This window comes from Haloterrigena salina JCM 13891 (assembly GCF_000337495.1).
Lineage (GTDB): Archaea > Halobacteriota > Halobacteria > Halobacteriales > Natrialbaceae > Haloterrigena > Haloterrigena salina.
On record NZ_AOIS01000067.1, the window covers coordinates 70,995 to 93,347 of the forward strand.

Genomic DNA, 22,353 nt, shown 5'->3' on the forward strand with positions numbered 1-22,353 from the left:
ATTGATAAAGACAGTCGACGCTGGAAAGGACTGTACCAGCGTGCTCTGGTATGACCGAGAGATACCGCGACGGAATTTGCTCATTCTCCCCGTAGAGGGCCGTTCCCGCCCTCGAAGTATGCCGTGAGTAACTTCGCCTGAGCGACCCGGAGGTGCTGGTGGAACGTCTGGCGGGCGATCCCGAGCCGATCGGCGATCTCGCCGGCGTCGCTGCTTCGCGTCGGCCACTCGAAGTAGCCGCCGTAGAAGGCCACCTCGAGGGCCGTCTGCTGTTTCTCGGTCAACTCCTCGGCGACCCGCCGGCGGAAGTCGCCGCCGGTCTCGACGGGCCGCTCGACGGACCGTTTCGACACGAACTCCGTCTCGGGGTAGGCCGCGGTGACGGCGTCGACGAGGTCGCGGATCTCGACGTCGGGACTGGTCTGGACGACGGTCGTCGAGACGCCGCGGTCGGCGACTCTCGAGCGCACCCGAGCCCCGTAATCCGCGAGCAAGCCGGTGATCGTCGGCCCGGCGACGACGACCTCCCAATGGCTTTCGTCCCCGTCGGTGTCGACCGCCCGGAGCTCCTCGACCACGTCGTAGTCGGCCACGACCGACCGGACCCTGTCGGGATCGGCGCCGGCGACGGTCACGTAGTGGACGAACTGCTCGTCGGTCAGCGGCAACACGTGATCGATCGTGAGCCGGCAGTCGAGGCGGGCCGAGCAGTCGACGTAGATGTCCCGCCGGTCGGTGGACTCGAACTCGAGTTCGACGACGGTGTCCTGATAGAGGAGTCGCCGGACCGCCATCGCGTTGATCGCGTGGCCGATCGTGCCGCCGAACTCCTGGAGGACTTCCCGTTCGCGGTCGGTAAACGCCGCGGACTCGGCGGCGCCGACGACGAGCAGCCCGTAGGTGCGACCGCTCGCGGTGATCGGGACAACCGCGACCGCGCCGTAGTCGCGCTCGCGAGCGTCGCGGCGCCAGTCGTCGACGTCGCTCTCGCGGAGGCCGTGATAACACCGTATAGACTCCGTCTCGAGCGCCGATTCGAGCGACTCGTCAGCGGGCTCGACGAACGACGGAAGGACGGTCTCGACCGCGCTCGCGTCGATCCCGTCCCACACCTGGGGCTCCCAGAGCTGCCGGTCGCTCGTCACGGCCCGATCGACGCGACCGATGGCGGCGAAGCGGTAGGCCGCCGCGTCGGCGAACGTCTCGACGATCGCGGATTCGATCTCGTCGCGGGTCTCGGCGGTGACCATCGCCTCGTCGATCGTCCTGATCGTCGCGTTGAGCCGCTCTAACCGCTCGAGTTCCCGCTCGCGGGCCTTGCGGCCGGTGATGTCGCGGCCGACGCCGGTAAAGCCCAGGACGGAGCCGGTGTCGTCGCTGATCCGGGACGTGTTGAACTCGTAGGGGATCCGACAGCCGTCTTTCGTGAGGAGATCCGCCTCGACGGAGACGTACCCCGCTTCCTCGAGGATCTGCTGGATCGCCTCGGCGATGCGCTCGCGGTGTTCCGGTACGACGAACTCGGTGGGCCCCATCTCGTCCAGTTCCGACGCCGTGTATCCCGTCACCTCCAGAACGCGGTCGTTCCACTCGAGGAAATTTCCCTCTGCGTCGAAGGCGTAGACGACGTCCGGCTGGGCCTCGAAGATGCTCTCCGCGAACGTCTTCTTCTCGCGGAGAGTCCGTTCGCGTTCGTACTCGTCGGTCCGGTCCTGGAGGAAGCTCGCGTAGGCCACGACGTCGCCGGCCGACTCGTCCGCGCCGCGCGAGGTCGCGTCGGGGTTGAACGCCCCCGAGTCAGCGATCTCGTTCTCGCGGACCGGGACGATCACCTCGCGAGCCCGGTACCGGCTGCCGTCGCTCCGACAGCGCCAGCCCTCGTCTTCGACGCGCCCTTCGGTGCGTGCGCGCTCGAGTATCTGCGTCGGCCGACCGGTCGTGCGCTCTTCGGACGGGAAGAAGATCCGGTAGTGGCGACCCACGACCTCGGCTTCCTCGTATCCCGTGAGCGCTCGGACGCTCTCGTTCCACGTGGCGACGCGACCGTCCGCGTCGAGTATCGAGACGGCGTAGTCGGGGAGGCGCGTCGCCAGCCGGCGAACGTCCAGGGTGAACTCGGGGCAGTCGTCGCCGTCCGGTCCAGTCGTCGTTCCGTTCGCCTCGCCGTCGCATTCCGGAGGAGAGTCTGTCATTGGTTGGCTGGTGTGTTCAGAACACGTTCGGTCCGGCCGTGTTCGGCCCGGTGGTTCCCGTTACCAGTTACCATTCGGAGCGCGGAAAAACCGACGGTGACCTGTGCCACGTACTTATACTGGTCTTCGATTATCGCTATGAGAGGCCGGTATCGAAACGAGGCACGACGACAATCCCGGGTGGCAGCCGATCGACCGAGTGAGCGACCGTCGGCTTCGTTATTTGCCGAAACGGTCGCACGCCCAGACGAACCGGACGGACAGAAGCGGCTCACACCCCGAGTTGGGAAAACGCTCTTCGAACCGACGGGCCGGATCCCGCGGATCCGACTCGAAAACGCAGACTATTCGTCCGCTCGGTACCGACGCTCTCGCGTGATCGCTATCGTCGAGAGCCGGGCCGACCGCGCGTCGGTCCACGTCTGCGACCAGCTCCGCGACCTCGCCGACTGGGAGACCCTCGAGGACGGCTCCCGACCCGACGCCGACGGCGGCGGGACCTACTACCGACTCGAGAGCGCCGAACTCCGGTCGTTCGAGGACTTTCACCTCGAACTCGAGTCCCCGGTCGACGCCTTCGACTGCGACCCCGACCTGCTGGTCTTCGCCTCGCGCCACTCCGGCGACACGGGACCGCTGCTGACGGGCCACTTCACGGGGAACTTCGGCCCCGCGGAGTTCGGCGGCGAGCCCGACGCCGTCGCCGACGCGTGTCCGAACGCGCTGGCGCGCCTGCTCGAGGCCTTCGACGAACACGCCCCCGAGGGGTACGACGTGGGCATGGAGTGTACCCACCACGGCCCGACGGCGGTCGGCTGCCCGTCGCTGTTCGCGGAACTGGGCAGCGACGACGAGCAGTGGGACGACCCCGCGGGCGCCGAAGCGGTCGCCCGCGCGATTCTCGACCTTCGGGGCGTCGACCCCCATCAGCGGAGGCAGATCGTCGGCTTCGGCGGCAACCACTACGCGCCGCGGTTCGAGCGCGTCGTCCGCGAAACCGAGTGGGCGGTCGGCCACGTCGCGGCCGACTGGGCCCTCGAGGCGATGGACCACCCGACGACCCACCGCGACGTGCTCGACGCCGCGTTCGCGGCCAGCGAGACGGAGGTCGCCCTCGTCGACGGCGAGTGGCCAGTCCTCGAGGAGACGCTCGAGGATCTGGGGTACCGGCTCGTCAGCGAGACCTGGCTCCGCGAGGTGGACGATCGCCCGCTCGAGTCGGTCGACGCCGTCGAGGCGGACCTCGGGCGCATCGACGACGGGATTCGATTCGGCGACCGACGCGCGGACGCGTTCGACGTCGTCGACCTGCCGGCCGAACTGGTCGCCGCCGCACAGGGGATCGATCCCGATCGCGTGCGAGAGATCGTCGAATCGAACGCCGTCGCCTTCGCCACCGAGAACGGCGGCAGTCGCGTCGGGTCACGCGCCGCGGTTCCGGCCGCGGACGAGGCGGCCGCCCGCGAGACCATCGTCGCGGCGCTCGCGGCCGTCCTCGAGGAGAAGTACGACGACGTGACCGTCGCGGACGACGCGGTCGTCGCCGAGCGGACGGCGTTCGATCCCGAACTCGCGCGCGAGATCGGCGTTCCCGAGGGGCCGAAGTTCGGCGCGCTCGCCGATGGCGAGCCCGTCACCGTCGACGGTGAAACGGTCAGCCCGCAGAGAGTTCGGCGTCAACAAACCGATCGGTTCCCGAAGTAACCGGACAGAACGAACGCAGTAAGCGCCGGTTACTGCACCCGGTGACGGGATTCGTGGAATCGGGTAGGTGATAGATACCCTTCCCGGATTGTGTCAGACATGCGTCCGACGTGTAGGGGAAAGGTAATTATGCTCCATCTTCTAGACAGTGCCAAGAATGGACTCCATCATCGACGATGCGATCGACGAGGCCGAAACCGGGGAACAGTCCGAGGTCCCCGACGACGCTCCGCCCCAGGGCGACCAGTCCGCGGGCGACGCGTCGGACGGCCACCGAACAGGGACGATGACCGACGACGAACTCGAGGACGTTCTCCAAGATCTCCAGACCGATATCACCGTCGTCGGCTGCGGCGGCGCCGGCGGGAACACGGTCAACCGCATGCACGAGGAGGGCATCCACGGCGCGAAACTCGTCGCCGCCAACACCGACGTCCAGCACCTCGTAGAGATCGAGGCCGACACCAAGATCCTCATGGGCGAGGAGAAGACCGGCGGCCGCGGCGCCGGCTCGCTCCCGCAGGTCGGCGAGGAGGCCGCACTCGAGAGCCAGCAGGACATCTACGACGCCATCGACGGCTCGGACATGGTGTTCGTCACGGCGGGACTGGGCGGCGGGACCGGGACCGGTTCCGCGCCCGTCGTCGCCAAGGCCGCCCGCGAGGCCGGCGCGCTGACGATTTCGATCGTCACGACGCCCTTTACCGCGGAAGGCGAGGTCCGACGGACGAACGCCGAAGCGGGCCTCGAGCGCCTGCGCGACGTCTCGGACACCGTCATCGTCGTCCCCAACGACCGTCTGCTCGACTCGGTCGGCAAACTGCCCGTCCGCCAGGCGTTCAAGGTCTCTGACGAGGTGCTGATGCGTAGCGTCAAGGGTATCACGGAACTGATCACCAAGCCCGGCCTCGTCAACCTCGACTTCGCCGACGTTCGCACCGTCATGGAACGCGGCGGCGTCGCCATGATCGGTCTCGGGGAATCCGACTCCGAGGCGAAAGCCGAGGACTCGGTCAAGACCGCGCTGCGCTCCCCGCTGCTGGACGTCGACATCTCCGGCGCGAGCTCCGCGCTGGTCAACGTCACCGGCGGCAACGACATGGCCATCGAGGAGGCCGAGGGCGTCGTCGAGGAGATCTACGACCGGATCGATCCCGACGCGCGCATCATCTGGGGGACCTCGATCGACGAGCAACTCGAGGGCAGCATGCGGACGATGATCGTCGTCACCGGCGTCGAGTCGCCACAGATCTACGGTCGCCCCGACGAGGAGACCGTCCAGCCGGAGATGACCGGCCAGGCGGGCGGCGACGACATCGACTTCGTCGACTGACCGCGATCGCGAGCCGTTCGACCGCAGAGAGGATCGGGAGGGAGTCCATCTTCACCACTTCTAGCCGTTTGGACTCGCGGTTGGGGACCGCGGGCCGTAAGTGGGAACTGTGCCGAATCCGTCCGCGCGGTCTCGTTCACCTTCTGTACCGTTTCGATCGCATAGTCGAGTTCCGCTCTATGAGACGTTCTCGGAGGACTTGTGAGGTGTCAGGCGATAAGTGAGTTAGCGTACCGGCCGTATAAGTGTGAAATCAGGTAGAGAGTTCCAATAACTATGTAGACTGATACTGTCGTACTGTTCTAAAAAGAAGGAACGCACCGATTCCACTGCCTATGAGAAGAATGAATTGAGATATCGAACCTGGTTTCTGAGTCCCGGCTGTTTTAAAAGAAACTCCGGTCATGAGAGTGAGAACGAACAATTTCGTTCTACTAGAGACAGTCCCTATTTCAATAATAGACGAATATAGACCAGATTCGGTTTTCTTAAACTTCGCTCTTTTACGCATATAATACGGCAGTACTACAAAACCGCCAAGAGGAACGAGAACGGCTAGATCATACCGCTGACGTTTATTAAGGTCAAACTGACACATGTCCCTATATATGAAAATAGCGATTGAAAACTGAACTAAATATAGAGAAAGGAGTATAATCTCTGCTTGACTACCCATATCTTCGATAAGTATTGGTTAGAAATCACTCCTTCGATTCAGAAATTTTTACGGATGGGATCTCTGCTGGTCACTATAGGATATCCCCCTAATAAGTGCTATTGGTGATAGTTCAGTGCCATCCAACCCAGTATCAAAAAGTCCGGACCGCTGTGGATGGATTCCAAAGAATCGCTCGCTCCCGATGATCCCTCACAGAGATGATGCGTGGCCCGAGCGGAGCACGCCGTCGGACTCGAGGAACACTCGCCGTTCCCGCCTCAGCAGATCGGTTTCGGGTCGATTCCCATCTCGTCCAGCGAGCCCGCGTACGCGTCGTACGCGACCTCGATCGCCTCCTCGGCCGCCGCTCGAGCGCGATCCCGGTCTCCGTCTTCGTCGCAGACCTCCTCGAGTAGCTCGAGCGCCCGGTCGCCCTGTGCCGCCGTCTCGCTTCGCAGTTCCCGGAACTGATCGGCGCGGCGTTCGTCGCCCTCGTTGACGAAGAAGCTCACGACCTGCAGATGCGTCCGTTCGCCGACCATCGACCGCCCGACGAGTCCGCCGAGGCGGGAAGACGTGTCCTCGAGCGATCGGAGGGTCTCGTGCATCGGTCCGCCGGTCGCGTCGGCGTCGGCCTCGCCCTCGCCCTCGAGGAGGTCCGCGACCCGTTCGTAGTGGTCGCGCTCCTGGTCGCGGAACTCGGCGAACAGTTCCTGTGCGTCCTCGTGGCCCTCGTCGTCGGCCCAGCCCTCGAAGGTCTCCATCGCGGCGCGTTCGCTGTCGGCGACCGTTCGGAGGACCGTTTCGACCGTCAGATCGGCATCGGTGAGCGCGACGAGCAGTTTGGACGACCCGAGTCGCTCGAGTTCGCTATCCATCGACTCCTCGATTGCGTCCCGGAATCCGTCGGCGTTCATACCCCTTCGACACCACGGATCGTGTTGAACGTTGGTGGCGGTTCGACGGGTCAATAACTCCGCCTCGAGCCACGACTTAACCGTCGCGGCGGCGTACCGACGTCCATGACCGACGGGAGCGAGTCTGCGGAGCCGGCGGCCGAACGCGAACAGGTCTCGATCGAACCCGAGGCGTTGGCCGACCGGCTGCGTTCCGGCAACGGGTTTACCGTTATCGACGTCCGCGACCGGGACGAGTTCGAGCGCTGGCACCTCGATGGCGAAGGGGTCGAAGCGGTCCAGATTCCCCACACGAAGTTCATCCAGGCGCAAGCGACGGGCGGCGTGACCGACCTCGTCGACGACCTCGAGGAACCGATCGTCGCGGTCTGTGGACGCGGGGAGGCCAGCGCGCACGCCGTCGGGCTCCTCCGGGACGCCGGTCTCGACGCCGGCAACCTCGCCGGCGGGATGGACGCCTGGGCCGACCTCTCCCTCGCCCGCGAACTCGAGGTCGACGCGCCCGCGACGGTCGTCCAGTACGATCGGCCCTCGAGCGGCTGTCTCGCCTACGCGATCTACAGCGACGGCGAGGCGGCGGTGATCGACCCGCTCCGCGCGTTCGCCGATCGATACGTCGACGACGCTGCGGACCGGGACGCGGCGCTCCGGTACGCCGTCGACACCCACGTCCACGCCGACCACGTCAGCGGCGTCCGCGCCCTCGCCGACCGGACCGACGCGGAGCCGGTCGTTCCCGCGGGCGCTCGGGACCGCGGCCTCGCGTTCGACGCGACGACCCTTTCTCCTGCTGATGAGCTCGAGATCGGTTCGGCGACGCTGACCGCGGTGGCGACGCCGGGCCACACGACCGAGTCGCTCTCCTTCCGGCTCGGCGACGTGTTGTTCACCGGCGACACGCTCTTTCTCGAGGGCGTCGGACGGCCGGATCTGGAACGCGGCGACGACGGGGCACCCGATGCGGCCCGACGACTGTACGAGACGCTGCACGAGCGACTCGGAGACCTCCCGGCCGAGACGACGATCGCGCCGGGCCACTACAGCGACGCCGCGGACCCCCGGGACGACGGGAGCTACACCGCTCGTCTCGGCTCGCTGCGCGACCGACTCGCGGCGTTCTCGATGGACGAAGCCGCGTTCGTCGAGCACGCTACGGGCAACCTCCCGCCGCGGCCGTCCAACCACGAGCGCATCGTCGCGACGAATCTCGGCCGCGAGGACGTCGACAGCGAGACAGCGTTCGAACTCGAGCTCGGGCCGAACAACTGCGCGGTCGCCGAGTGAGCGGCCCGCTCGTCGGACGACCGCGCGAGAAGGAACGAGTGGTAGTCGCGAACGGTCAGTCGTCCGCAGTTGCGCCGGCGTTCGGGCCGTCGGCCTCGAGGTCGCTCTCGATGCTCGGCGGGTACTTGCCGCGGTCGAGTGTGAGATCGGACTGCGGGCGCGCCATGCAGGTGAGCGCGTAGTTTTCGGCCTCTTCCTCGGTCAGTCCGCGGGCCGCGGGCTGGGTGACCTCGCCCTCGACGATCTCCGCCGAGCAGGCCAGACACATCCCGACGCGACACGAGTACTCCTGGGCGATGCCCTCCTCGAGACACCGGCTGAGGATCGTCTCCGTGTCCGAACAGGTGATCGTCTCACCCGTCCCGACGAATTCGACCGTATACTCAGTCATAGCAACCGATACGGACGACCTCACTAAAACTCTTTATTCACATCTGTGTCGTGATAGGAGCAAGGAGACTCGCACGGCGGAACCTGTTCGGACCCACGATGCCGTCTCGCGACCGAACGGTGACGGACACCGGGCCGTCGGCTCCCGCTTTTGGCCTCGCGATGCCGACAAATAACACATAAAACGTTTTCTCCCCGTGGTGTAGACACTGTTAGTATGAGTACGCAGGAGCAGTCGACGGCCGCCGCGTCCGAGACCCACTCGCCGGACGTGGTCGTCGTCGGCGCGGGGACCGCAGGGTGTTACGCCGCAGCGACCGTTGCACGCGAGGGGTACGACGTCGTCGTCCTCGAGCGCAAGACCGAGGACGAGGCCGGCCACATCGCCTGCGGGGACGCCCTGAAGGGCGCGGACGCCTTCCCCGAATCGATCCCGAAATCGCAGATCGAACCCGCCTTCACCAACACGGGCGTCGACCACGGCCGCTTCGAGATCCCCCAGGAGGACACCGTCCTCGAGATCCCGATCCCCGGCGAACTGGCGGTCATCGACCGCTGGGAGTACGGTCGCCTGATCATCGAGGGCGCGGCGGACGCGGGCGCGGCGTTCCACTACGACACGGTCGTGAAGAACGTCACGCAGGCCGACGACGGGCAGGTCACCGGCGTGGAAGCGATCCGGAAGGGCGAGCCCCGTACCTACGAGGCCGACGTCGTCATCGACGCCGCGGGCTCGCTGTCGGTCCTGCAGGACCACGTCGACTTCTCGGCGTCGACGTTCGACACGAACGTCAACTACAGCCACTTCTGCTCGGCCTACCGCGAGATCGTCCACGTCGACGACCCCGTCGAGTGGGACGACGCGCTCGTGTTCAAGCCGACCGAACGCGCCGCGGGCTACCTCTGGTACTTCCCGCGAACCGACACTGAGATCAACGCCGGACTCGGCTTCCAGATGACCGAGGAGCCGATGAAACTCGTTGACGACCTCAAACGCGACCTCGAGAACCGCTCCGAGTTCCGGGGCGCCGAGGTCGAGGACAAACTCGGCGCGGCCCTCCCCACCCGCCGGCCCTACGACTCCGCGGTTCACCCGGGCTACATGGCCGTCGGCGACGCCGCGGGCCACGTCAACCCCACCACCGGCGGCGGCATCGCCGGCGCCGCCTACGCCGGCAAGTACGCCGCCGAGGCCGCCGTCGAGGGCCTCGAGACCGGCGACGTCAGCGAGAAGACTCTCTGGGAGTACAACGAGCGCGTCATGGACCACTTCGGCGCGCGTTACGCGGCGCTGGACGTCTACAACATCCTCTCGACGGCCGTCGACGTCGACGATCTGATGGGGCTGCTCGCCGCCATGCCCGGTGAGAAACTCGCCGAAGCGCTGTACTCCGGCAGCACGAGCATCGGTCCGAAACTCGCCGCGGAGAGCCTCTACGAGAGCTACGGCCACTGGGGCACGATCATCAATCTCTTCCGGACCAAGCGCCGCGCCGACGACCTGCTCGAACTCTACGAGGAGTATCCCCACCACCCCGCCGCCCTCGAGCACTGGCAGCAACGGCGCGACGACCTGATGGAGACGGTCTACGAGACGACCGGGGCCGATCCGAAGTACTGAGAAACGAACTTTTACGCTGCGTGCGGTCGCTATGCGACCGCACTCGGTAAAACTTCGATGAAAAGCACTCCTCTCTCCCCTCCACTGCGTTCCGGGTCAGTCGTCGGCCCGCTCGCTCGGCCTGCGGCCTCGCTCACGGTTACTAACGGGCAACAGCCTGCCCTTCCCCGGGTCACGGCCAGAGAACGCAGACCGAACCGAGATGAGTTGTGACATATCCGTTCATCTGAGGACGTTCCTCAACTCGTGACGTAAACGAGTCCTGGCCGAAACCCTCCACTGTTAGGGGAACTCGTGATTCACGACTGTCTGATATATAGTATCGTGACACGAGATCACACACGCCGACGCGCACTGTCTCTGATCGGCTCCACCGGCATCGTCGCGATCGCCGGCTGTACGGGTGGCGGCGACGACTCGGAGGGCGAGGAGATGTCCGACGACGGGGCGAACGGCGACATGGAGAACGGAACCGAGAACATGAACAACGAGTCCGAGAGCGACGAGATGGGCGCGGCTATGGGGAACGTCCGCGTCGCCCACCTCTCCCCGGACGCGCCGAACGTCGACGTCCGGGTCGACGGCGATGCCGTCCTCGAGGATGTCCCCTACCGGGCCGTCAGCGACTACCTCGAACTCGAGCCCGGGACCTACGCGGTCGAGATCACGGCCGCGGGAGATCCCGAGACGGTCGTCTTCGACGACGACCTCGAGGTCGGCGAGGGCGACTACACCGTCGCCGCGGTGGGCGAACTCGCCGAGGAGAACCAGCCGTTCGAGGTGATGGTTTACGAGGACGATCTGAGCGATCCCGGCGATCAGGCCCGGATCCGACTCGTCCACGCCTCGCCGGACGCCCCCGCGGTCGACGTCACCGCCGGCGACGGCGAGACGGTGCTGTTCGAGGGCGCCGCCTTCGGCGACGCGGCCGCCGTCGAGGTCCCCGCGGACACGTACACCCTCGAGGTCCGGCCCGCGACCGACGCCAACGACGGCGACGTCGTCGCGACGTTCGACGTCGAACCCGACGCCGGGACCGTCTCCTCGGCCTTCGCGGTCGGCTACCTCGCGCCAAAATCGGCGCCGGTCGACGAGCCGTTCGACCTCGAGTTCGTCGTCGACCGCGACGGCGACCACTGATCCGACGACGGTGGCGGCGCCGAGCCGCCTACCGTCGGTCGAAGTCGTTCGGTCCGTTTTTTCACCGCCGGAACGCGTTCAGGGCCGTCCGCGCCCGAGCCGCTCGATCACGCCGGAGACGACGTCGACGCCGTGGTCGATGCTCGCCTCGTCGACGTCGAACGTCGCGCTGTGGTGGCCGCCGGGGTGGTCGGTTCCGATGCCGACATAACACGCCTCGCCGCCGTTCTCCTGGACGGCCCGCATGAGGTACGTCGCGTCCTCGCTACCGCCCAGTTCGTCGCGCTCGAGGACGTTCTCGACGCCCGCGGTCTCGCCGGCGACGTCGGCGACGATATCGACGAGTCGCTGGTCGCTCGTCGCGCTCGGCGCCTCGGCCCCGACACCGAACGAGACCTCGCACTCGTGCATCTCGGCTGCGTTGCGGACCACGTGGCGCGCCTTTCGATCCATGTACTCCATCAGCTCGGTCGTCTCGCCGCGGACCTCCGCGAGGATGCGAGCCTCGTCCGGGATGATGTTGGCGGCGCTTCCGCCCTCGGCGACGCCGGCGTTGATCCGGGTCTTGCCGTCGTTGTGCCGCGGGATCCCGTAGAGATTTTGCACTGCGGTCGCCATCGCCTGGACGGCGTTGCGCCCCTGTTCGGGGTGGCCGCCGGCGTGAGCCGACTCGCCCGTGAACTCGGCCTCGAGGTGACGGACGGCGAGGAAGCCGTCGATGCCGGCGACGATCTCGCCGGTCGGGTGATCGAGTCCGATATGGATCGCGAGCAGGTGGTCGACGTCCGCGATGTGCTCGCTTTTCGCCATCGACTTGCCGCCGCCGACGACCTCCTCGGCGGGCTGGAAGAACACCTTCAGCGTCCCCGAGAAGTCGTCGCTCGCAGCGATCCGCTCTGCGACGCCGATCCCGATGGTCGCGTGGGCGTCGTGGCCACAGGCGTGCATCGCACCCTCGTGTTCTGAGCGGAAGCCCTCCGCGGCGGGTGCGTGGTCGGAAGCGTCGCTCTCCTCGCGCGGGAGCCCGTCGATGTCGACGCGCAGGCCCACCGTCGGGCCCTCGCCGCACTCGAGGACGGCAACGGCGCCGGTGTAGCCGCCCGCGAGGGACTCGAGAACCTCCTCGTCGGCGCCGGCCTCGCGGGCCCGCTCGAGCCAGCGAGTCAGTTCCGCCTCGTCGGGGACGGCCATCCGGTGGTCGCCCGCGATGACGTCGGGGCCGACGTGGAGTTCGTCGAGGTCGTCGCCAAGTCTGGACTCGAGTTCGTCGACGAGTCGTGCGGTGGTGTAGAATTCGCACCAGGCCGGTTCGGGTCGTCGGTGGAGATCCCGGCGCAGCGAAACGAGGTCGTCCGTGCTCATACCTGTCCCTCGTCGTGACGGGTCAAAAGTACTGCACCTCTTCGCACGGTTCGCGGGCGACGGGCACGTCACGACCGACCGCTCGAGACGAGCGGCGCGGCATCGATCGGTCAGTCCTCGCTGGCGTTGGATCCGGTACCGGCGACCGCACTGGCGAGATCGGCCAGTGCGTCGGCGACGGCCGTCAGCTGGTCGTCGACTCCCTCGAGGTCGTGCCGGCGAGCCAGATACTGCGGGTCGTTGTAGGTCACGTACACCTGCCCGTCGGCCTCCCAGACGAGCAGTTTCTGCGGGAGGTCGATCGCGACCGAGCGGCTCGCCCGCATCAGCGGCGTCCCGGCCGCGGGATTGCCGAAGAGGAACAGCGTCGTCGGCGGGAGGTCCATGTCGGCCGATTCGGCGTTTTCCGCGTGGTCGATCGTCGCGACGAGCAGCAGGTCTCGCTCCTCGAGGGCTGGTTCGACGCGCGCGACGGTCGTCTCGAAGTCGTCGTCGCTCTCTGCGGTTATCAGTCCCGGATCGTCGAGTGCCGTCTTCGGGCCGTCGGCGGCATCGTCACCGGTTGCGGCCGTCGTCGTCATCGCAGATTTGTCGCCGTCGCCACTGGTGGTAGCTGTCGTCGATGCGCCGATACCGAGCGCCGTTCCCGCGCCGAGCGCCTGCAGGAAGCGTCGTCGCGCCGTGTCGGATCGATCGTCCGTCATCGTCCCGACGGTCCGGCGAGCCGGTGGTAGTTATGCGGACGTATGCTCGGCTAACGGAACGTTTGGCGGTGAAACGATCGCAAACGGGGTCGAGAGAGACTCGAGATCGAAACCGCAGTCGCGTCGTGGGCGCGCTCAGTTACTCTGGCCGGCGCCGCGGATCTGCTCGACCTCGGCCTCGATGTGGACCGAATCGGGGAAGTTCTGCGAGGCGATGTTGCGCGCGAGGTTGTCGTGACCGTGAATCTCGAGTTCGCGGGTGAAGACGGTGTAACTCCACGAGGAGAATCGCCGCTCGTCGTCGGCGTGGAGCCGGCAGTGCTGGGGAACGGAGTGTTTCTTCGGGGGATGAGAGTGGGGGCCTTTCAGCGCGGCGCCCTTGCGTTCGGCGGTCGATTTGATGTCGTCGACGATGGCGTCAAGCGCGGCGCGATCGCCGCTCTGGAGCGTCAGACGGGTCACGAAGGTCATGGCTGGTCGTCCATTCGTCAACGGCCGGGGCGTAAAAGCTTGCTGAGATGGCGCGCGGGCGACGCTCGAGTCGGGCGCGCTGATGGGCGAACGATTCGTGAACCGGGCCGAACGCCCCGGAAACGGCGAGCGTTCGACCGCGACGGCCACCGAATTGGCACGGCAAACCGTATACGCTGGACGAACAGTCCGATATTCTCTTAACGTCGCACCTGTTAGCCCAGTTAATGGCAGTCGAAGCTACGAGCGCAGGCGCGATCCTCTTCCGCGATACGCGGGGCCGGCGCGAGTATCTTCTACTCAAGAGCCGCCCAGGCGATTGGGAGTTTCCCAAGGGCGGTGTCGAAGGAGATGAAGAGCTACAGCAGACGGCGATCCGCGAAGTAAAGGAAGAGGCAGGTATCGAGCAGTTCCGGCTCCTCGACGGCTTTCGCGAGGACTACGACTACGTCTTCGAGGCGAACGGCAAGACGATCCACAAGACCGTTCACCTCTTCGTGGCGAAGTCCTTCGAGGCGAGCGCGGAACTTTCGAACGAACATCGCGACCTCCAGTGGCGCGATTACGAACAGGCAGTGAACACCGTCACACAGGACGGTCCGCGGGAGATCTTGGAGCAGGCCCACGGTTTCCTCGACGAACGGGAGGAGGACGAGGAGTAGGACCGGTTCGAACGGCCGCGAGGCCGACGGAGGTTCTCGATCTCGCCGACGGCAGTCGGCGGCGTTCTATCGAGTAGCGCTTTTGCTCGCGCGGTCCGAAGCCGAGTCGTGGATCGGTACACGACCGAGTTCGCGTTCGAACTCCGGACCTGTCGCTGGGCGGAACGCGCCTGGCCGCCCGACGAGTCCGCCAGTGACGACCACGCGGTCGTCGTCGCCCGGCAACTCGGGACGAAACGCCGCCGCTGGGACACCATCGTCCTCGAGTGTGACCCCGAAGCGCTCCGCGAGCGGGCGAACTTCGGCGCGGAACGCCTCGGCGGCGACCTCCTGCACGTCGTCCGCAACGCCCCCGCCGAATGGAGTTACTACCGCGACTGTCTCCCCCATCCCGGCTACCCGTGGCGCTACGTCCGCGAGGCCATCCATCAGGCCGACGACCGCGAGATCCTCGAGACTCGCAAGAACGGGAACCGCATCGAGATCCGCCGGAAGTGGCCATATCCCGACGACTGGGTCCGGCGAATCGTCGCGATCGAGAACAAGCCCGACCTGGACGCGAGCGCCGCCCGCGCGCTGGGGGCCCAACTCGAGTACGACGTCGCCGTCGGGCTGGCCGACGAGGTCTGGGTCGCCACCCGAAAGACGGGCGATCCCGTCGAGCGCGCGCTGTTCGAGGACCTGCCCGTCGAGGCGGGCATCCTCGCGCTCGAACCCGAGACCCTGACCGCCGAGGTCGCGTGGTTCCCCCGCTCGCTGGCCGTCGACGAGCCGGGAACGCGGATCACAGAGCGCCCCGACGGCGGTCGGCGCGACGGCTCGGCGGCGCGGTTCGAGTACGTGGATTCGGACGCGAAGTCCAGCAAGCGCCTCGAGATCGCCGAACGCGCCTACGAACGCGGCTGGCGCTCGTTCGCCGGCACCATGCGCCCCGACTGTCGGCACTTCGAGTTGCGCGCGAGGGAGGGCACCCACCTCGAGCCCCACTGCGCCGCGAAGGGACGGTGCCAGACGGCCGCGGAGTGTTCCGGCGGCTGTGCCGAGTTCGAGCCTGAGCCACCCGTCTGGCGGACTCGAGGGTGGCCGATCGAGGGCGGACCCGGGAAACGGTGTCAGCAGTTGCTCGAGAATCGACGACGACGACACCGACCGGGATTGTAGCAGTAGATCGGAGCGCGATTTCGTATTCAGAATTCTGCCTGAAATTGAGTCGGACAATTCCCTAGGTACATGACGTACTGAACGCTCCCCTTCCCGAAAACAGTTATATTACACATCGGTAGGGGAGAATATGAAACGGCGGACACTTCTTGCAGCTATTCCGAGTACAACCCTCATCGCTGGCTGTATCACAAGCGACGCAGAGCCAACAAATAATACCGATGACACGAATGATGACCCGTACAATCAGCCTGCACAGTACGATGAAGTAAAGCAGCTGACTGTACACAATAGCCTGAACGAAAGTATAACCGCCACGATCGTCGTTAGGGACCTCGACACCGGGACTATCCTTTCAGAGACGAATATCACAGCCCCCGAACCGCAAGGAGACGATCGGAGTGTACGAGCAGACAAACGCATACCAACGGCTGATGAGAGCGGAAACTACACAGCAGAGATTACGATTGAGGGCCGAGGAGCCGTGACTACTGAGTTTAATCTTCGAACCCCTGTCAGTGACCCTGTTCTATACATCGGCCTCGCTCGTGATGATGGCGAACCGTTCAGTGCTAGTGTAGATGGGGCCCCTGCTGTCTGATCGCTCGTTAGTACGAACGATAGGTGTGGCTCCTGTACTGAACGCGAGTTCCCCGTCTCTCTTTGAATACCGAAATCGTCTCACCAACTACTGGGAGCGTCTTTTTCGCGAAACTCGCGATACGTCCATTACCACGCTGGCCCGAGAAACTGGCCCTACTCCGACGACTCGACCTCGAGGTCGTCGCGGTCGACGGTCAGGCGGAACGTGGGGACGGTGCGGTACTCGACCTCGACAACGCCCTTGCGGCGCAGGCTCTGGAGCCCCGAGCGGACGTCCTCGGCCTCGGGGTCGACGTTGAACTCCTCGCGCAGTTTGTGGAGGACCGAGACGACGCTTTCGGACTCCTCCTCGGGGCCGGCCAGCACGGCGACGATCTGCGTCTGCAGCTCCGGTACCCGGATCCGGGAGGGGACGCCCTCGTCCTCGGGATCGCTCTCGATGCCGGGTTCGACGTCGACGAGGTCGTTCGCTTCCGCCGTCGCGCGGATCAGGCTGTTGTCGTCCCGGAAGTAGTAGTCGCCCAGTTCGTTCTCGAGGTACTGGTGGACCTCGCTGCCGCTCTCCATGTCCCACCGCTCTTGCAGTTCCGAGTTCTTCGTCGGCTGTAGCTCCACCACGTCCGCCAACCGTTCTGTGGCCTCCTCCGAGAGCGTCATCGTCGCATCGTATGCGGATCCGCTACTTTTGCGTTGCGTCCTGCGGTGTGATCGCGGTCCCGCGGTCGACCGCCGCTCAATCGTCGCCGACGACCGGCACGGACCGCGTCGACTCGAGGGTCTCCTCGACCTGCGTGTAGACGAGGATGGCCCCGAGGGCGGCCAGCGCCGTTCCGAAGAGAAACGGCGTTTTGAACCCGTAGCCGATCAGCGCGCCGGATGTCAGCGGCCCGACGGCGATGCCGTAGCCGAAGGCCATGGTGAGAATCGAGAGCTTCGACCCGGACTCGCCCTCGCCCGCGAGGTCGCCGGCCAACGCGAGCGCGGGCGCGAACACCATCGCGGCGGCGACGCCCTGACCGAGACGGGCGAGGAACATCGGCGCCGACGACGTGAGAAAGCCCTGGATAAACGTCGTCGGGATCAGGAGGAGCATCCCGGCGAGGATGAACGGCCGGCGGCCGTACCGGTCGCAGGCCCGGCCGATCGGCGTCTGCAGGGCCACCTGCGCGAGGATGAACGCCGCGAACTGGAGGCCGAACCACGTCGATCCCTGCTCGAGGCGGGCGTTGACCTGCGGCTGGATCGTCGCGAACAGCGCGATCGCCGCGGCCATGAACAGGGAGACGACCCCGAGGGTGAAGATCGGATCGAACAGGTGTTCGCCCGACGGATCCCGGATGTCGATCGAGAGGTCGGCGCCGGCGTTCGCTTTCGTCGCGTCTGGATCGGCGACGAGCAACGTCACCAGCCCGTAGCTGATCAGCGCCGTCGTCGTCGCGAGGTAAAAGGCCGCGTCGAAGCCGCTGAGCGTTACGTCCGCGGGGAGCCGGTAGGGACCCAGGTTGACGAGCGCGCCGGCCGCGATAGGGCCGGAACCGAACCCGACGAGCCGGAACGTGTTGTAGACGCCCATGTTCCCGCCGCGGTCCTGGCTCGTCGCGAGTTCGTTGACCAGCGCGATCGACGCCGGAATGATGAAGGCGACGCTGACCCCCTGCAGCCCGCGGACGACGAGCAGCGAGAGGTACGTGTCCGCGAACACGTAGGAGATGTTCGTCACCGCGAGGCCGGCGAGCCCGATCAGGATGAACGACTTGCGCCGCCCCGTCCGATCCGAGAGCCGACCGGTCAACGGCTGGAAGCTGCTGTTGAGAAAGCCGAACAGCGAGAGGATGACGCCGATGAGCATCGACTCGCCCAGTCCGAACGTCGCCCCGCCGACGACGTCGCTGGTCACGTACAGCGGAATGACGATAATGAGAAACGAGTTGCCGATGCCGTCGGCCATCCGGGCGAAGGCCAGCGCGAGGACGCGACGGTCGACGGCGAACTGGGCGACGATTCGGCGACGAAGCTCCCGCATCGACACTACGTGCGGTATCGCGTCCGATTAGCGTTTCGAACCGAAACCCGCTCGAACCGGTTCGAGCCGACCCGAAGCGTTCGACGCGCGTCGCGGACGGTCGAAAACGGGGGTCGACGCTCGAGCACTCGAGTGACCGAGTAGCGGTCCGCGAGTCCGTCGGACGCGCGGTCGGCGTCAGTGCTCGAGAATCGCGAGACGCCACACTCGGAGTATTTGTTTACCGACGACTACGAAGTGACGGGCGCAGAACTGCACTACCGCGACGGTGAGTTCTACCTTCACGTCCGAACAAAGGCGGACGTGGAGTTCGAGACTGCCGGCGAAGGCAACGAGGAGCACAGCACAGTCCTCGGCGTTGACCTCGGCATCGAAAACGTCGCCGTCACATCCACGGGCACATTTTGGAACGGGTCGGAGTTGAACCATTGGCATCGAGAGTTCGAGAAGCGACAGAGGTCACTCCAGCAGCGTGGCACGCGTGCCGCCCACGAACTCATCCAATCGGTCGGACGCACCGAGACGGGACGCTATGACCACTTCTTGCACACCGTCTCGAAAGAACTCGTCGCGGAAGCTGTCGAACACAACTGCGACGTAATCGCGTTCGAGAACCTGACAGGGATTCGTAAGCAGATGCCTCGTGCCACGGTGAAGCCGTGAGCGAGTAGGGTGGGGTAGTTTACTTGATCGTCGTGTGCTCGGACTCCTCGTTGAGCGCGAGGTTGGCCGCGATTTCGGCGTTTCGCATGGCGTACTGTGCGGTCTGCTGGAGGCTGACGAGCACCTCGCGGACCCGCAGCAGGTCCTCGTTGTCCATCTCCGGAAGCTCGTCGAGGATCTCCTGTTCCTTACTGGAGACGTCGTGGAACATTTTCCGAACCTGATTCGATTTGTCGTAATCGCGCTCAACGGCCGCCTCGACGGCGATCGAGGTGATCTCGTCGACCAGGTCGTTCAGTTCGCGGATGTCCCGCATCACCGAGCTATCGACGTTCAGGCTGTGGCCCTCGGTCTCGATGACGATCTCGGCGATATCCTCGGCGTTGTCCGCGGTGAGCTCTAAGTTCTTCGCGATCGAGCGGTAGCCGATCAACGGGAAGCCGCTGTTGAGCCCGACCGCGCGGGCGAGGTTCGGATTCTGGTACGCAGTGAAGATCAAGCGCAGCAGAAGGACGAAAATCTTGTTGGCCTGTCGCTCCCGGTTGAGGGCCCGCTGGGCCAGGTCGGGGTTGCCGTGGGCCAAGGCCTTGATCCCCTCGCCGCGCATCGTCTGGCCGGTACGCTCGAGGCGCTCGAGCAAGTTGTTCAGCGTGAAGTCCTCCGGGTCGACCGAGCAGCGGATCGAGATACTCTCGGGCGTCTCCTCGATGACGCCCAGCCCCATCAGCTGGGTCTCGGCCTGGTAGACGGCGTTGATGTGGTCGGACTCGAGGGCGCCGTCCTCGGTGTCGATGCGGATGACGCGCCGCCCGAGGACGTACTGGGCGACGATCGCGCGCTCGACGGCGTCGGCGTCCAAATCGTCCGCGTGGATGATCGCTTCCGTCTCCTCGGAGCTGGCGGATTCGGGCATGACGGTCAGCGTCCCCTTCCCGCTGGTCCGGAGGGAGACCTCGTCGCCCTTCTCGACGGCGTGTTCGGACGCCCATTCGGCGGGGAGCGTCATCGCGAGCGTCGACGGCCCGAGTCGTTGCACTTTCCGCGTTTCCATATGACATCCTAAGGAAAGACACGACCTTAATCTTGACTATATGTACCTTATATCCGGGTCGGATAGTTATATGGATGATTGTGTAGGACGGAATCGCACGTACCTTAAACAACTAGCCCTCAGACGACCTTCACGAGCCGCGTCGTGAACCGGCCGGTCCGCACCCGCAGCCAGCCCCGCAGCTCCTCGTCGATCGCCTCGTCGTCCGTGTCGACGTGCAACGCGTCGATTCCGTCGAGTTTCTCCCCCGACGCGACGACCTCGATCTCGTCCGCCCGCTCGATGACTGCCGGCGAAATCTGGTGATTGCCACGCCCGAAGACGAACCCCTGGCCGCCGATCGGCGAGACGACGATCGTCGCCGGCGCCTCAAGGACGTCCAGAATATCGCTCTCGGCCGCGTCGCGAGCCAGCACCTCACCGTCGCGCCAGACGTCGACGCCCAGCGGCGACGGGTCGATCTCCAGCTCTCGCTCGATCGCGCCCACGGTGCTGCCGGGGCCGAAGACGTACGTGCGTTCGGGGTCGACTTCGCGGGCGAAGCCCGCGGCCAGCGAGTCGACGCTGCCGCTCGAGACCTGCTTGCTCGACTGGACGTCCGGCGCGACGGGGACGGGGACGATGGCCTCGAGTTGCGAGCGGACTTCCCCCTCGCGGTAGGCGTCCTCGTCGATGTCGTTGACCTCGCGGTCGGCCGCGCGGTCGAACTCGGCGGCGATCCGGCCCGCGTCCGCGGGCGTCACGGCGAACACCGACGAGTAGATTTTGACGCCCGCGGGGACGCCGAGCATCGGCGTCTCGTCGCCCGCCGTCTCCTCGAGCACGTCGGCGACGTCGACCGCGGTGCCGTCGCCCCCGACGAACAGGATCAGGTCGACGTCCCGCTCGAGGAAGGCCCGGACGGCGGCCCGCGTGTCGGCGGCCGTCGTCGCGGCGGTCGCCGGATCGACCGGCCGCGACGTGTCGCTCGGATCGGTATCGGCGTTCACGGAAACGGTCGCGTCGGCCGGGTCGGCGTCGTCGGCCGTCGGCTCGTAGACGACGATCGGTTTGTAGCCGGCGTCGCGGACCGCCCGCTCGCCCATGACCCCCGCCGCGGTGTAGACGGCGACGTCAGGCGCCCGCCGATGCAGCGACCGCAGCGCCTCGCGCGCCCGTTCCGGCGCCCGCGGTTCGGCCCCGCGGCGGCGCGCTTCCTCGAGTTTGCCGTCGGTTCCCTTCAGTCCGACCCGACCGCCCATTCCCGCGATCGGATTGACGACCACGCCGAGCGAGTCCATGGCGGACGTAGGCGAAGCCGATCAATAAGCCGTATGGTGTTTCGAGCACGCTGCCGGCGTCTCGCTCGGCTCAGCACGCCCCGACGGGCGCGGCGGCGCGGCCCGCGCCCGCGGACCGCGATCGAACGTCCGCCGAACGACGCGCCGATTTTCTGAAAGGTTAAGGGGGCAGGGGACGGACCGCGGAGCATGGACACAGTTACGCAGGTCGTACTCGCGGAAGGGGCGGAGCTACCGATGGACGTCGTCGGCTGGGTTGCGTTGGTCCTCAGCCTCCTCGTAACGATCGTCTGGCTCGCGTACCTCTACCGATAACGCTACCGGCGGCTACCGACGGCCGTCGACGGCCGACCGCCGTCTCACTCGGCGAGTTCGACGCGTTCGCGGAGCCACGCGGCCGCCTCGGCGACCGTCTCCTCGTCGGTCCCCTGAACGGCGAGTCGGACGGAATTGCCCGGATAGCTCCCGACGCTGACGTCGAATCGATCGCGAACGCCGGCGATCCGGTCGAGCAGCGCGCTCTCGGGTTCGTCGGCGACGACTTCCTCGCGGTAGGTCGGCGCGCCGGCGAACTCGGATTCGATCGACTCGAACATCCGCTTCATTTCGGCCGGTACGCCGGGGAGGACGTAGATGTCCTCGACGACCGCGCCCGGGGCGACCCCCTCGTCGTTGTCGACGGCTCGAGCGCCGGCCGGCAGGTCCGCCGTCCCCGCGGTCAGATCGTCCCGCGAGTAACCCGACTCCTCGAGCCAGGCGAGCGCCTCGGCGTGTTCCTCGAGGTCGCGCCCGAGCGCGGCGGCGACGCCCTCCATGGTGACGTCGTCGTGGGTCGGTCCGAGGCCGCCGGTGACGACGACCGCGTCGTACTCGGCGCGGTACTCGTTGACGACGCGGGCGATATCGCCGATTCGGTCCGGGACCGTGGTGACGCGTTCGACCGAGACGCCGCGCTCGTCGAGTCGTTCGCCGAGCCAGGCGGCGTTCGTGTTCGTCGTCTGCCCGGCGAGCAGTTCGTCCCCGACCGTGACGACCGCGACGTTCATACGCGATCGTTCGGGCCCCGGATTGAAACGAGTATCGAGGCGCCGGTCCGCGGTCGGCTCTCGAGATCCCTCGTCGAGGCGCAATCAG

General features: G+C 66.1%; 20 protein-coding genes and 1 pseudogene. 10 read left to right on the forward strand and 11 right to left on the reverse strand.

Translation table 11 applies throughout. The annotated features are described in order from the left end of the window. Positions 1-80 precede the first annotated feature (80 nt). Complete coding sequence (locus tag C477_RS21180) at positions 81-2,192, reverse strand: bacterio-opsin activator domain-containing protein (RefSeq protein WP_008896620.1); 2,112 nt, start codon at positions 2,190-2,192, stop codon at positions 81-83. A 375-nt stretch (positions 2,193-2,567) separates the two neighbouring features. On the opposite strand from C477_RS21180, the gene C477_RS21185 reads away from it, so the two are divergent. Beyond that, positions 2,568-3,896, forward strand: a complete 1,329-nt coding sequence (locus tag C477_RS21185) for a D-aminoacyl-tRNA deacylase (RefSeq protein ID WP_049914781.1) — start codon at positions 2,568-2,570, stop codon at positions 3,894-3,896. 157 nt (positions 3,897-4,053) lie between these two features. Then, positions 4,054-5,229 carry a cell division protein FtsZ gene (gene ftsZ / locus C477_RS21190; protein ID WP_008896622.1) on the forward strand — a complete coding sequence of 392 codons (1,176 nt, stop codon included), beginning with the start codon at positions 4,054-4,056 and terminating at the stop codon, positions 5,227-5,229. Positions 5,230-6,165: 936 nt separating this feature from the next. On the opposite strand, the gene C477_RS21195 is transcribed toward ftsZ, so the two are convergent. Further along, complete coding sequence (locus C477_RS21195) at positions 6,166-6,804, reverse strand: ferritin family protein (protein WP_008896623.1); 639 nt, start codon at positions 6,802-6,804, stop codon at positions 6,166-6,168. A gap of 105 nt (positions 6,805-6,909) precedes the next feature. Here C477_RS21195 and C477_RS21200 point away from each other — a divergent pair, with 105 nt between their 5' ends. Continuing rightward, entirely contained in the window at positions 6,910-8,088 is a 1,179-nt protein-coding gene (locus C477_RS21200) for an MBL fold metallo-hydrolase (protein WP_008896624.1), read from the forward strand. 55 nt (positions 8,089-8,143) lie between these two features. Here the strand turns inward: C477_RS21200 and C477_RS21205 are convergent, their stop codons facing one another. After that, a complete protein-coding gene (locus C477_RS21205) occupies positions 8,144-8,479 on the reverse strand; it encodes a 2Fe-2S iron-sulfur cluster-binding protein (protein ID WP_008896625.1) in 336 nt (111 codons plus the stop codon). Between the two features lie 216 nt (positions 8,480-8,695). On the opposite strand from C477_RS21205, the gene C477_RS21210 reads away from it, so the two are divergent. Continuing rightward, on the forward strand, positions 8,696-10,099 hold the full coding sequence (locus tag C477_RS21210) for a geranylgeranyl reductase family protein (RefSeq protein ID WP_008896626.1): 1,404 nt from the start codon (positions 8,696-8,698) through the stop codon (positions 10,097-10,099). 324 nt (positions 10,100-10,423) lie between these two features. Continuing rightward, a complete protein-coding gene (locus C477_RS21215) occupies positions 10,424-11,239 on the forward strand; it encodes a DUF4397 domain-containing protein (protein ID WP_008896627.1) in 816 nt (271 codons plus the stop codon). Between the two features lie 78 nt (positions 11,240-11,317). Here the strand turns inward: C477_RS21215 and C477_RS21220 are convergent, their stop codons facing one another. The 3 genes from C477_RS21220 to C477_RS21230 all read right to left on the reverse strand — a co-directional run bounded on the left by C477_RS21220 (position 11,318) and on the right by C477_RS21230 (position 13,776). Next, a complete protein-coding gene (locus C477_RS21220; protein WP_008896628.1) occupies positions 11,318-12,601 on the reverse strand; it encodes an amidohydrolase in 1,284 nt (427 codons plus the stop codon). 110 nt (positions 12,602-12,711) lie between these two features. After that, complete coding sequence (locus tag C477_RS21225) at positions 12,712-13,305, reverse strand: DUF302 domain-containing protein (RefSeq protein WP_008896629.1); 594 nt, start codon at positions 13,303-13,305, stop codon at positions 12,712-12,714. A 135-nt stretch (positions 13,306-13,440) separates the two neighbouring features. Then, positions 13,441-13,776 carry an uS10/mL48 family ribosomal protein gene (locus tag C477_RS21230; RefSeq protein ID WP_008896630.1) on the reverse strand — a complete coding sequence of 112 codons (336 nt, stop codon included), beginning with the start codon at positions 13,774-13,776 and terminating at the stop codon, positions 13,441-13,443. Positions 13,777-14,003: 227 nt separating this feature from the next. Between C477_RS21230 and C477_RS21235 the strand changes: the two genes are divergently transcribed. The 3 genes from C477_RS21235 to C477_RS23730 all read left to right on the forward strand — a co-directional run bounded on the left by C477_RS21235 (position 14,004) and on the right by C477_RS23730 (position 16,200). Beyond that, a complete protein-coding gene (locus tag C477_RS21235; protein WP_008896631.1) occupies positions 14,004-14,438 on the forward strand; it encodes a bis(5'-nucleosyl)-tetraphosphatase in 435 nt (144 codons plus the stop codon). A 108-nt stretch (positions 14,439-14,546) separates the two neighbouring features. Then, positions 14,547-15,599 (forward strand): DUF5787 family protein, encoded by a 1,053-nt coding sequence (locus tag C477_RS21240; protein ID WP_008896632.1) that lies wholly within the window; start codon positions 14,547-14,549, stop codon positions 15,597-15,599. 130 nt (positions 15,600-15,729) lie between these two features. Further along, entirely contained in the window at positions 15,730-16,200 is a 471-nt protein-coding gene (locus tag C477_RS23730) for a hypothetical protein (protein WP_152423370.1), read from the forward strand. Between the two features lie 155 nt (positions 16,201-16,355). Here the strand turns inward: C477_RS23730 and C477_RS21245 are convergent, their stop codons facing one another. Further along, complete coding sequence (locus tag C477_RS21245) at positions 16,356-16,859, reverse strand: DUF5797 family protein (RefSeq protein WP_008896633.1); 504 nt, start codon at positions 16,857-16,859, stop codon at positions 16,356-16,358. Between the two features lie 76 nt (positions 16,860-16,935). Next, the gene (locus C477_RS21250; RefSeq protein WP_049914752.1) at positions 16,936-18,225 is read right to left on the reverse strand and encodes an MFS transporter; all 1,290 of its coding nucleotides are present in this window, start codon (positions 18,223-18,225) and stop codon (positions 16,936-16,938) included. A 186-nt stretch (positions 18,226-18,411) separates the two neighbouring features. Here C477_RS21250 and C477_RS21255 point away from each other — a divergent pair. Continuing rightward, positions 18,412-18,873: pseudogene (locus C477_RS21255) on the forward strand (transposase); the annotation flags it as partial. A gap of 34 nt (positions 18,874-18,907) precedes the next feature. On the opposite strand, the gene C477_RS21260 reads toward C477_RS21255, so the two are convergent. Further along, positions 18,908-19,939, reverse strand: a complete 1,032-nt coding sequence (locus tag C477_RS21260) for a phosphate uptake regulator PhoU (RefSeq protein ID WP_008896636.1) — start codon at positions 19,937-19,939, stop codon at positions 18,908-18,910. A 119-nt stretch (positions 19,940-20,058) separates the two neighbouring features. Further along, positions 20,059-21,219: an ATP-NAD kinase family protein gene (locus C477_RS21265; protein ID WP_008896637.1), complete on the reverse strand. Its 1,161-nt coding sequence runs from the start codon at positions 21,217-21,219 to the stop codon at positions 20,059-20,061. A gap of 189 nt (positions 21,220-21,408) precedes the next feature. Here C477_RS21265 and C477_RS24800 point away from each other — a divergent pair, with 189 nt between their 5' ends. Next, positions 21,409-21,534: a hypothetical protein gene (locus tag C477_RS24800; RefSeq protein WP_008896638.1), complete on the forward strand. Its 126-nt coding sequence runs from the start codon at positions 21,409-21,411 to the stop codon at positions 21,532-21,534. Between the two features lie 44 nt (positions 21,535-21,578). Here the strand turns inward: C477_RS24800 and C477_RS21270 are convergent, their stop codons facing one another. After that, positions 21,579-22,265, reverse strand: a complete 687-nt coding sequence (locus tag C477_RS21270) for a competence/damage-inducible protein A (RefSeq protein ID WP_008896639.1) — start codon at positions 22,263-22,265, stop codon at positions 21,579-21,581. Positions 22,266-22,353 lie beyond the last annotated feature (88 nt).

What these genes read in the sequence shown, in the direction of transcription:
- C477_RS21260 (WP_008896636.1), bottom strand. Translation starts at nt 19,939, where the DNA reads ATGGAAACGCGGAAAGTGCAACGACTCGGGCCGTCGACGCTCGCGATG.
- C477_RS21245 (WP_008896633.1), bottom strand. Translation starts at nt 16,859, where the DNA reads ATGACGCTCTCGGAGGAGGCCACAGAACGGTTGGCGGACGTGGTGGAG.
- C477_RS21195 (WP_008896623.1), bottom strand. Translation starts at nt 6,804, where the DNA reads ATGAACGCCGACGGATTCCGGGACGCAATCGAGGAGTCGATGGATAGC.
- C477_RS24800 (WP_008896638.1), top strand. Translation starts at nt 21,409, where the DNA reads ATGGACACAGTTACGCAGGTCGTACTCGCGGAAGGGGCGGAGCTACCG.
- C477_RS21180 (WP_008896620.1), bottom strand. Translation starts at nt 2,192, where the DNA reads ATGACAGACTCTCCTCCGGAATGCGACGGCGAGGCGAACGGAACGACG.
- C477_RS21250 (WP_049914752.1), bottom strand. Translation starts at nt 18,225, where the DNA reads ATGCGGGAGCTTCGTCGCCGAATCGTCGCCCAGTTCGCCGTCGACCGT.
- C477_RS21205 (WP_008896625.1), bottom strand. Translation starts at nt 8,479, where the DNA reads ATGACTGAGTATACGGTCGAATTCGTCGGGACGGGTGAGACGATCACC.
- C477_RS21235 (WP_008896631.1), top strand. Translation starts at nt 14,004, where the DNA reads ATGGCAGTCGAAGCTACGAGCGCAGGCGCGATCCTCTTCCGCGATACG.
- C477_RS21210 (WP_008896626.1), top strand. Translation starts at nt 8,696, where the DNA reads ATGAGTACGCAGGAGCAGTCGACGGCCGCCGCGTCCGAGACCCACTCG.
- C477_RS21265 (WP_008896637.1), bottom strand. Translation starts at nt 21,219, where the DNA reads ATGGACTCGCTCGGCGTGGTCGTCAATCCGATCGCGGGAATGGGCGGT.
- C477_RS23730 (WP_152423370.1), top strand. Translation starts at nt 15,730, where the DNA reads ATGAAACGGCGGACACTTCTTGCAGCTATTCCGAGTACAACCCTCATC.
- ftsZ (WP_008896622.1), top strand. Translation starts at nt 4,054, where the DNA reads ATGGACTCCATCATCGACGATGCGATCGACGAGGCCGAAACCGGGGAA.
- C477_RS21220 (WP_008896628.1), bottom strand. Translation starts at nt 12,601, where the DNA reads ATGAGCACGGACGACCTCGTTTCGCTGCGCCGGGATCTCCACCGACGA.
- C477_RS21270 (WP_008896639.1), bottom strand. Translation starts at nt 22,265, where the DNA reads ATGAACGTCGCGGTCGTCACGGTCGGGGACGAACTGCTCGCCGGGCAG.
- C477_RS21200 (WP_008896624.1), top strand. Translation starts at nt 6,910, where the DNA reads ATGACCGACGGGAGCGAGTCTGCGGAGCCGGCGGCCGAACGCGAACAG.
- C477_RS21225 (WP_008896629.1), bottom strand. Translation starts at nt 13,305, where the DNA reads ATGACGGACGATCGATCCGACACGGCGCGACGACGCTTCCTGCAGGCG.
- C477_RS21230 (WP_008896630.1), bottom strand. Translation starts at nt 13,776, where the DNA reads ATGACCTTCGTGACCCGTCTGACGCTCCAGAGCGGCGATCGCGCCGCG.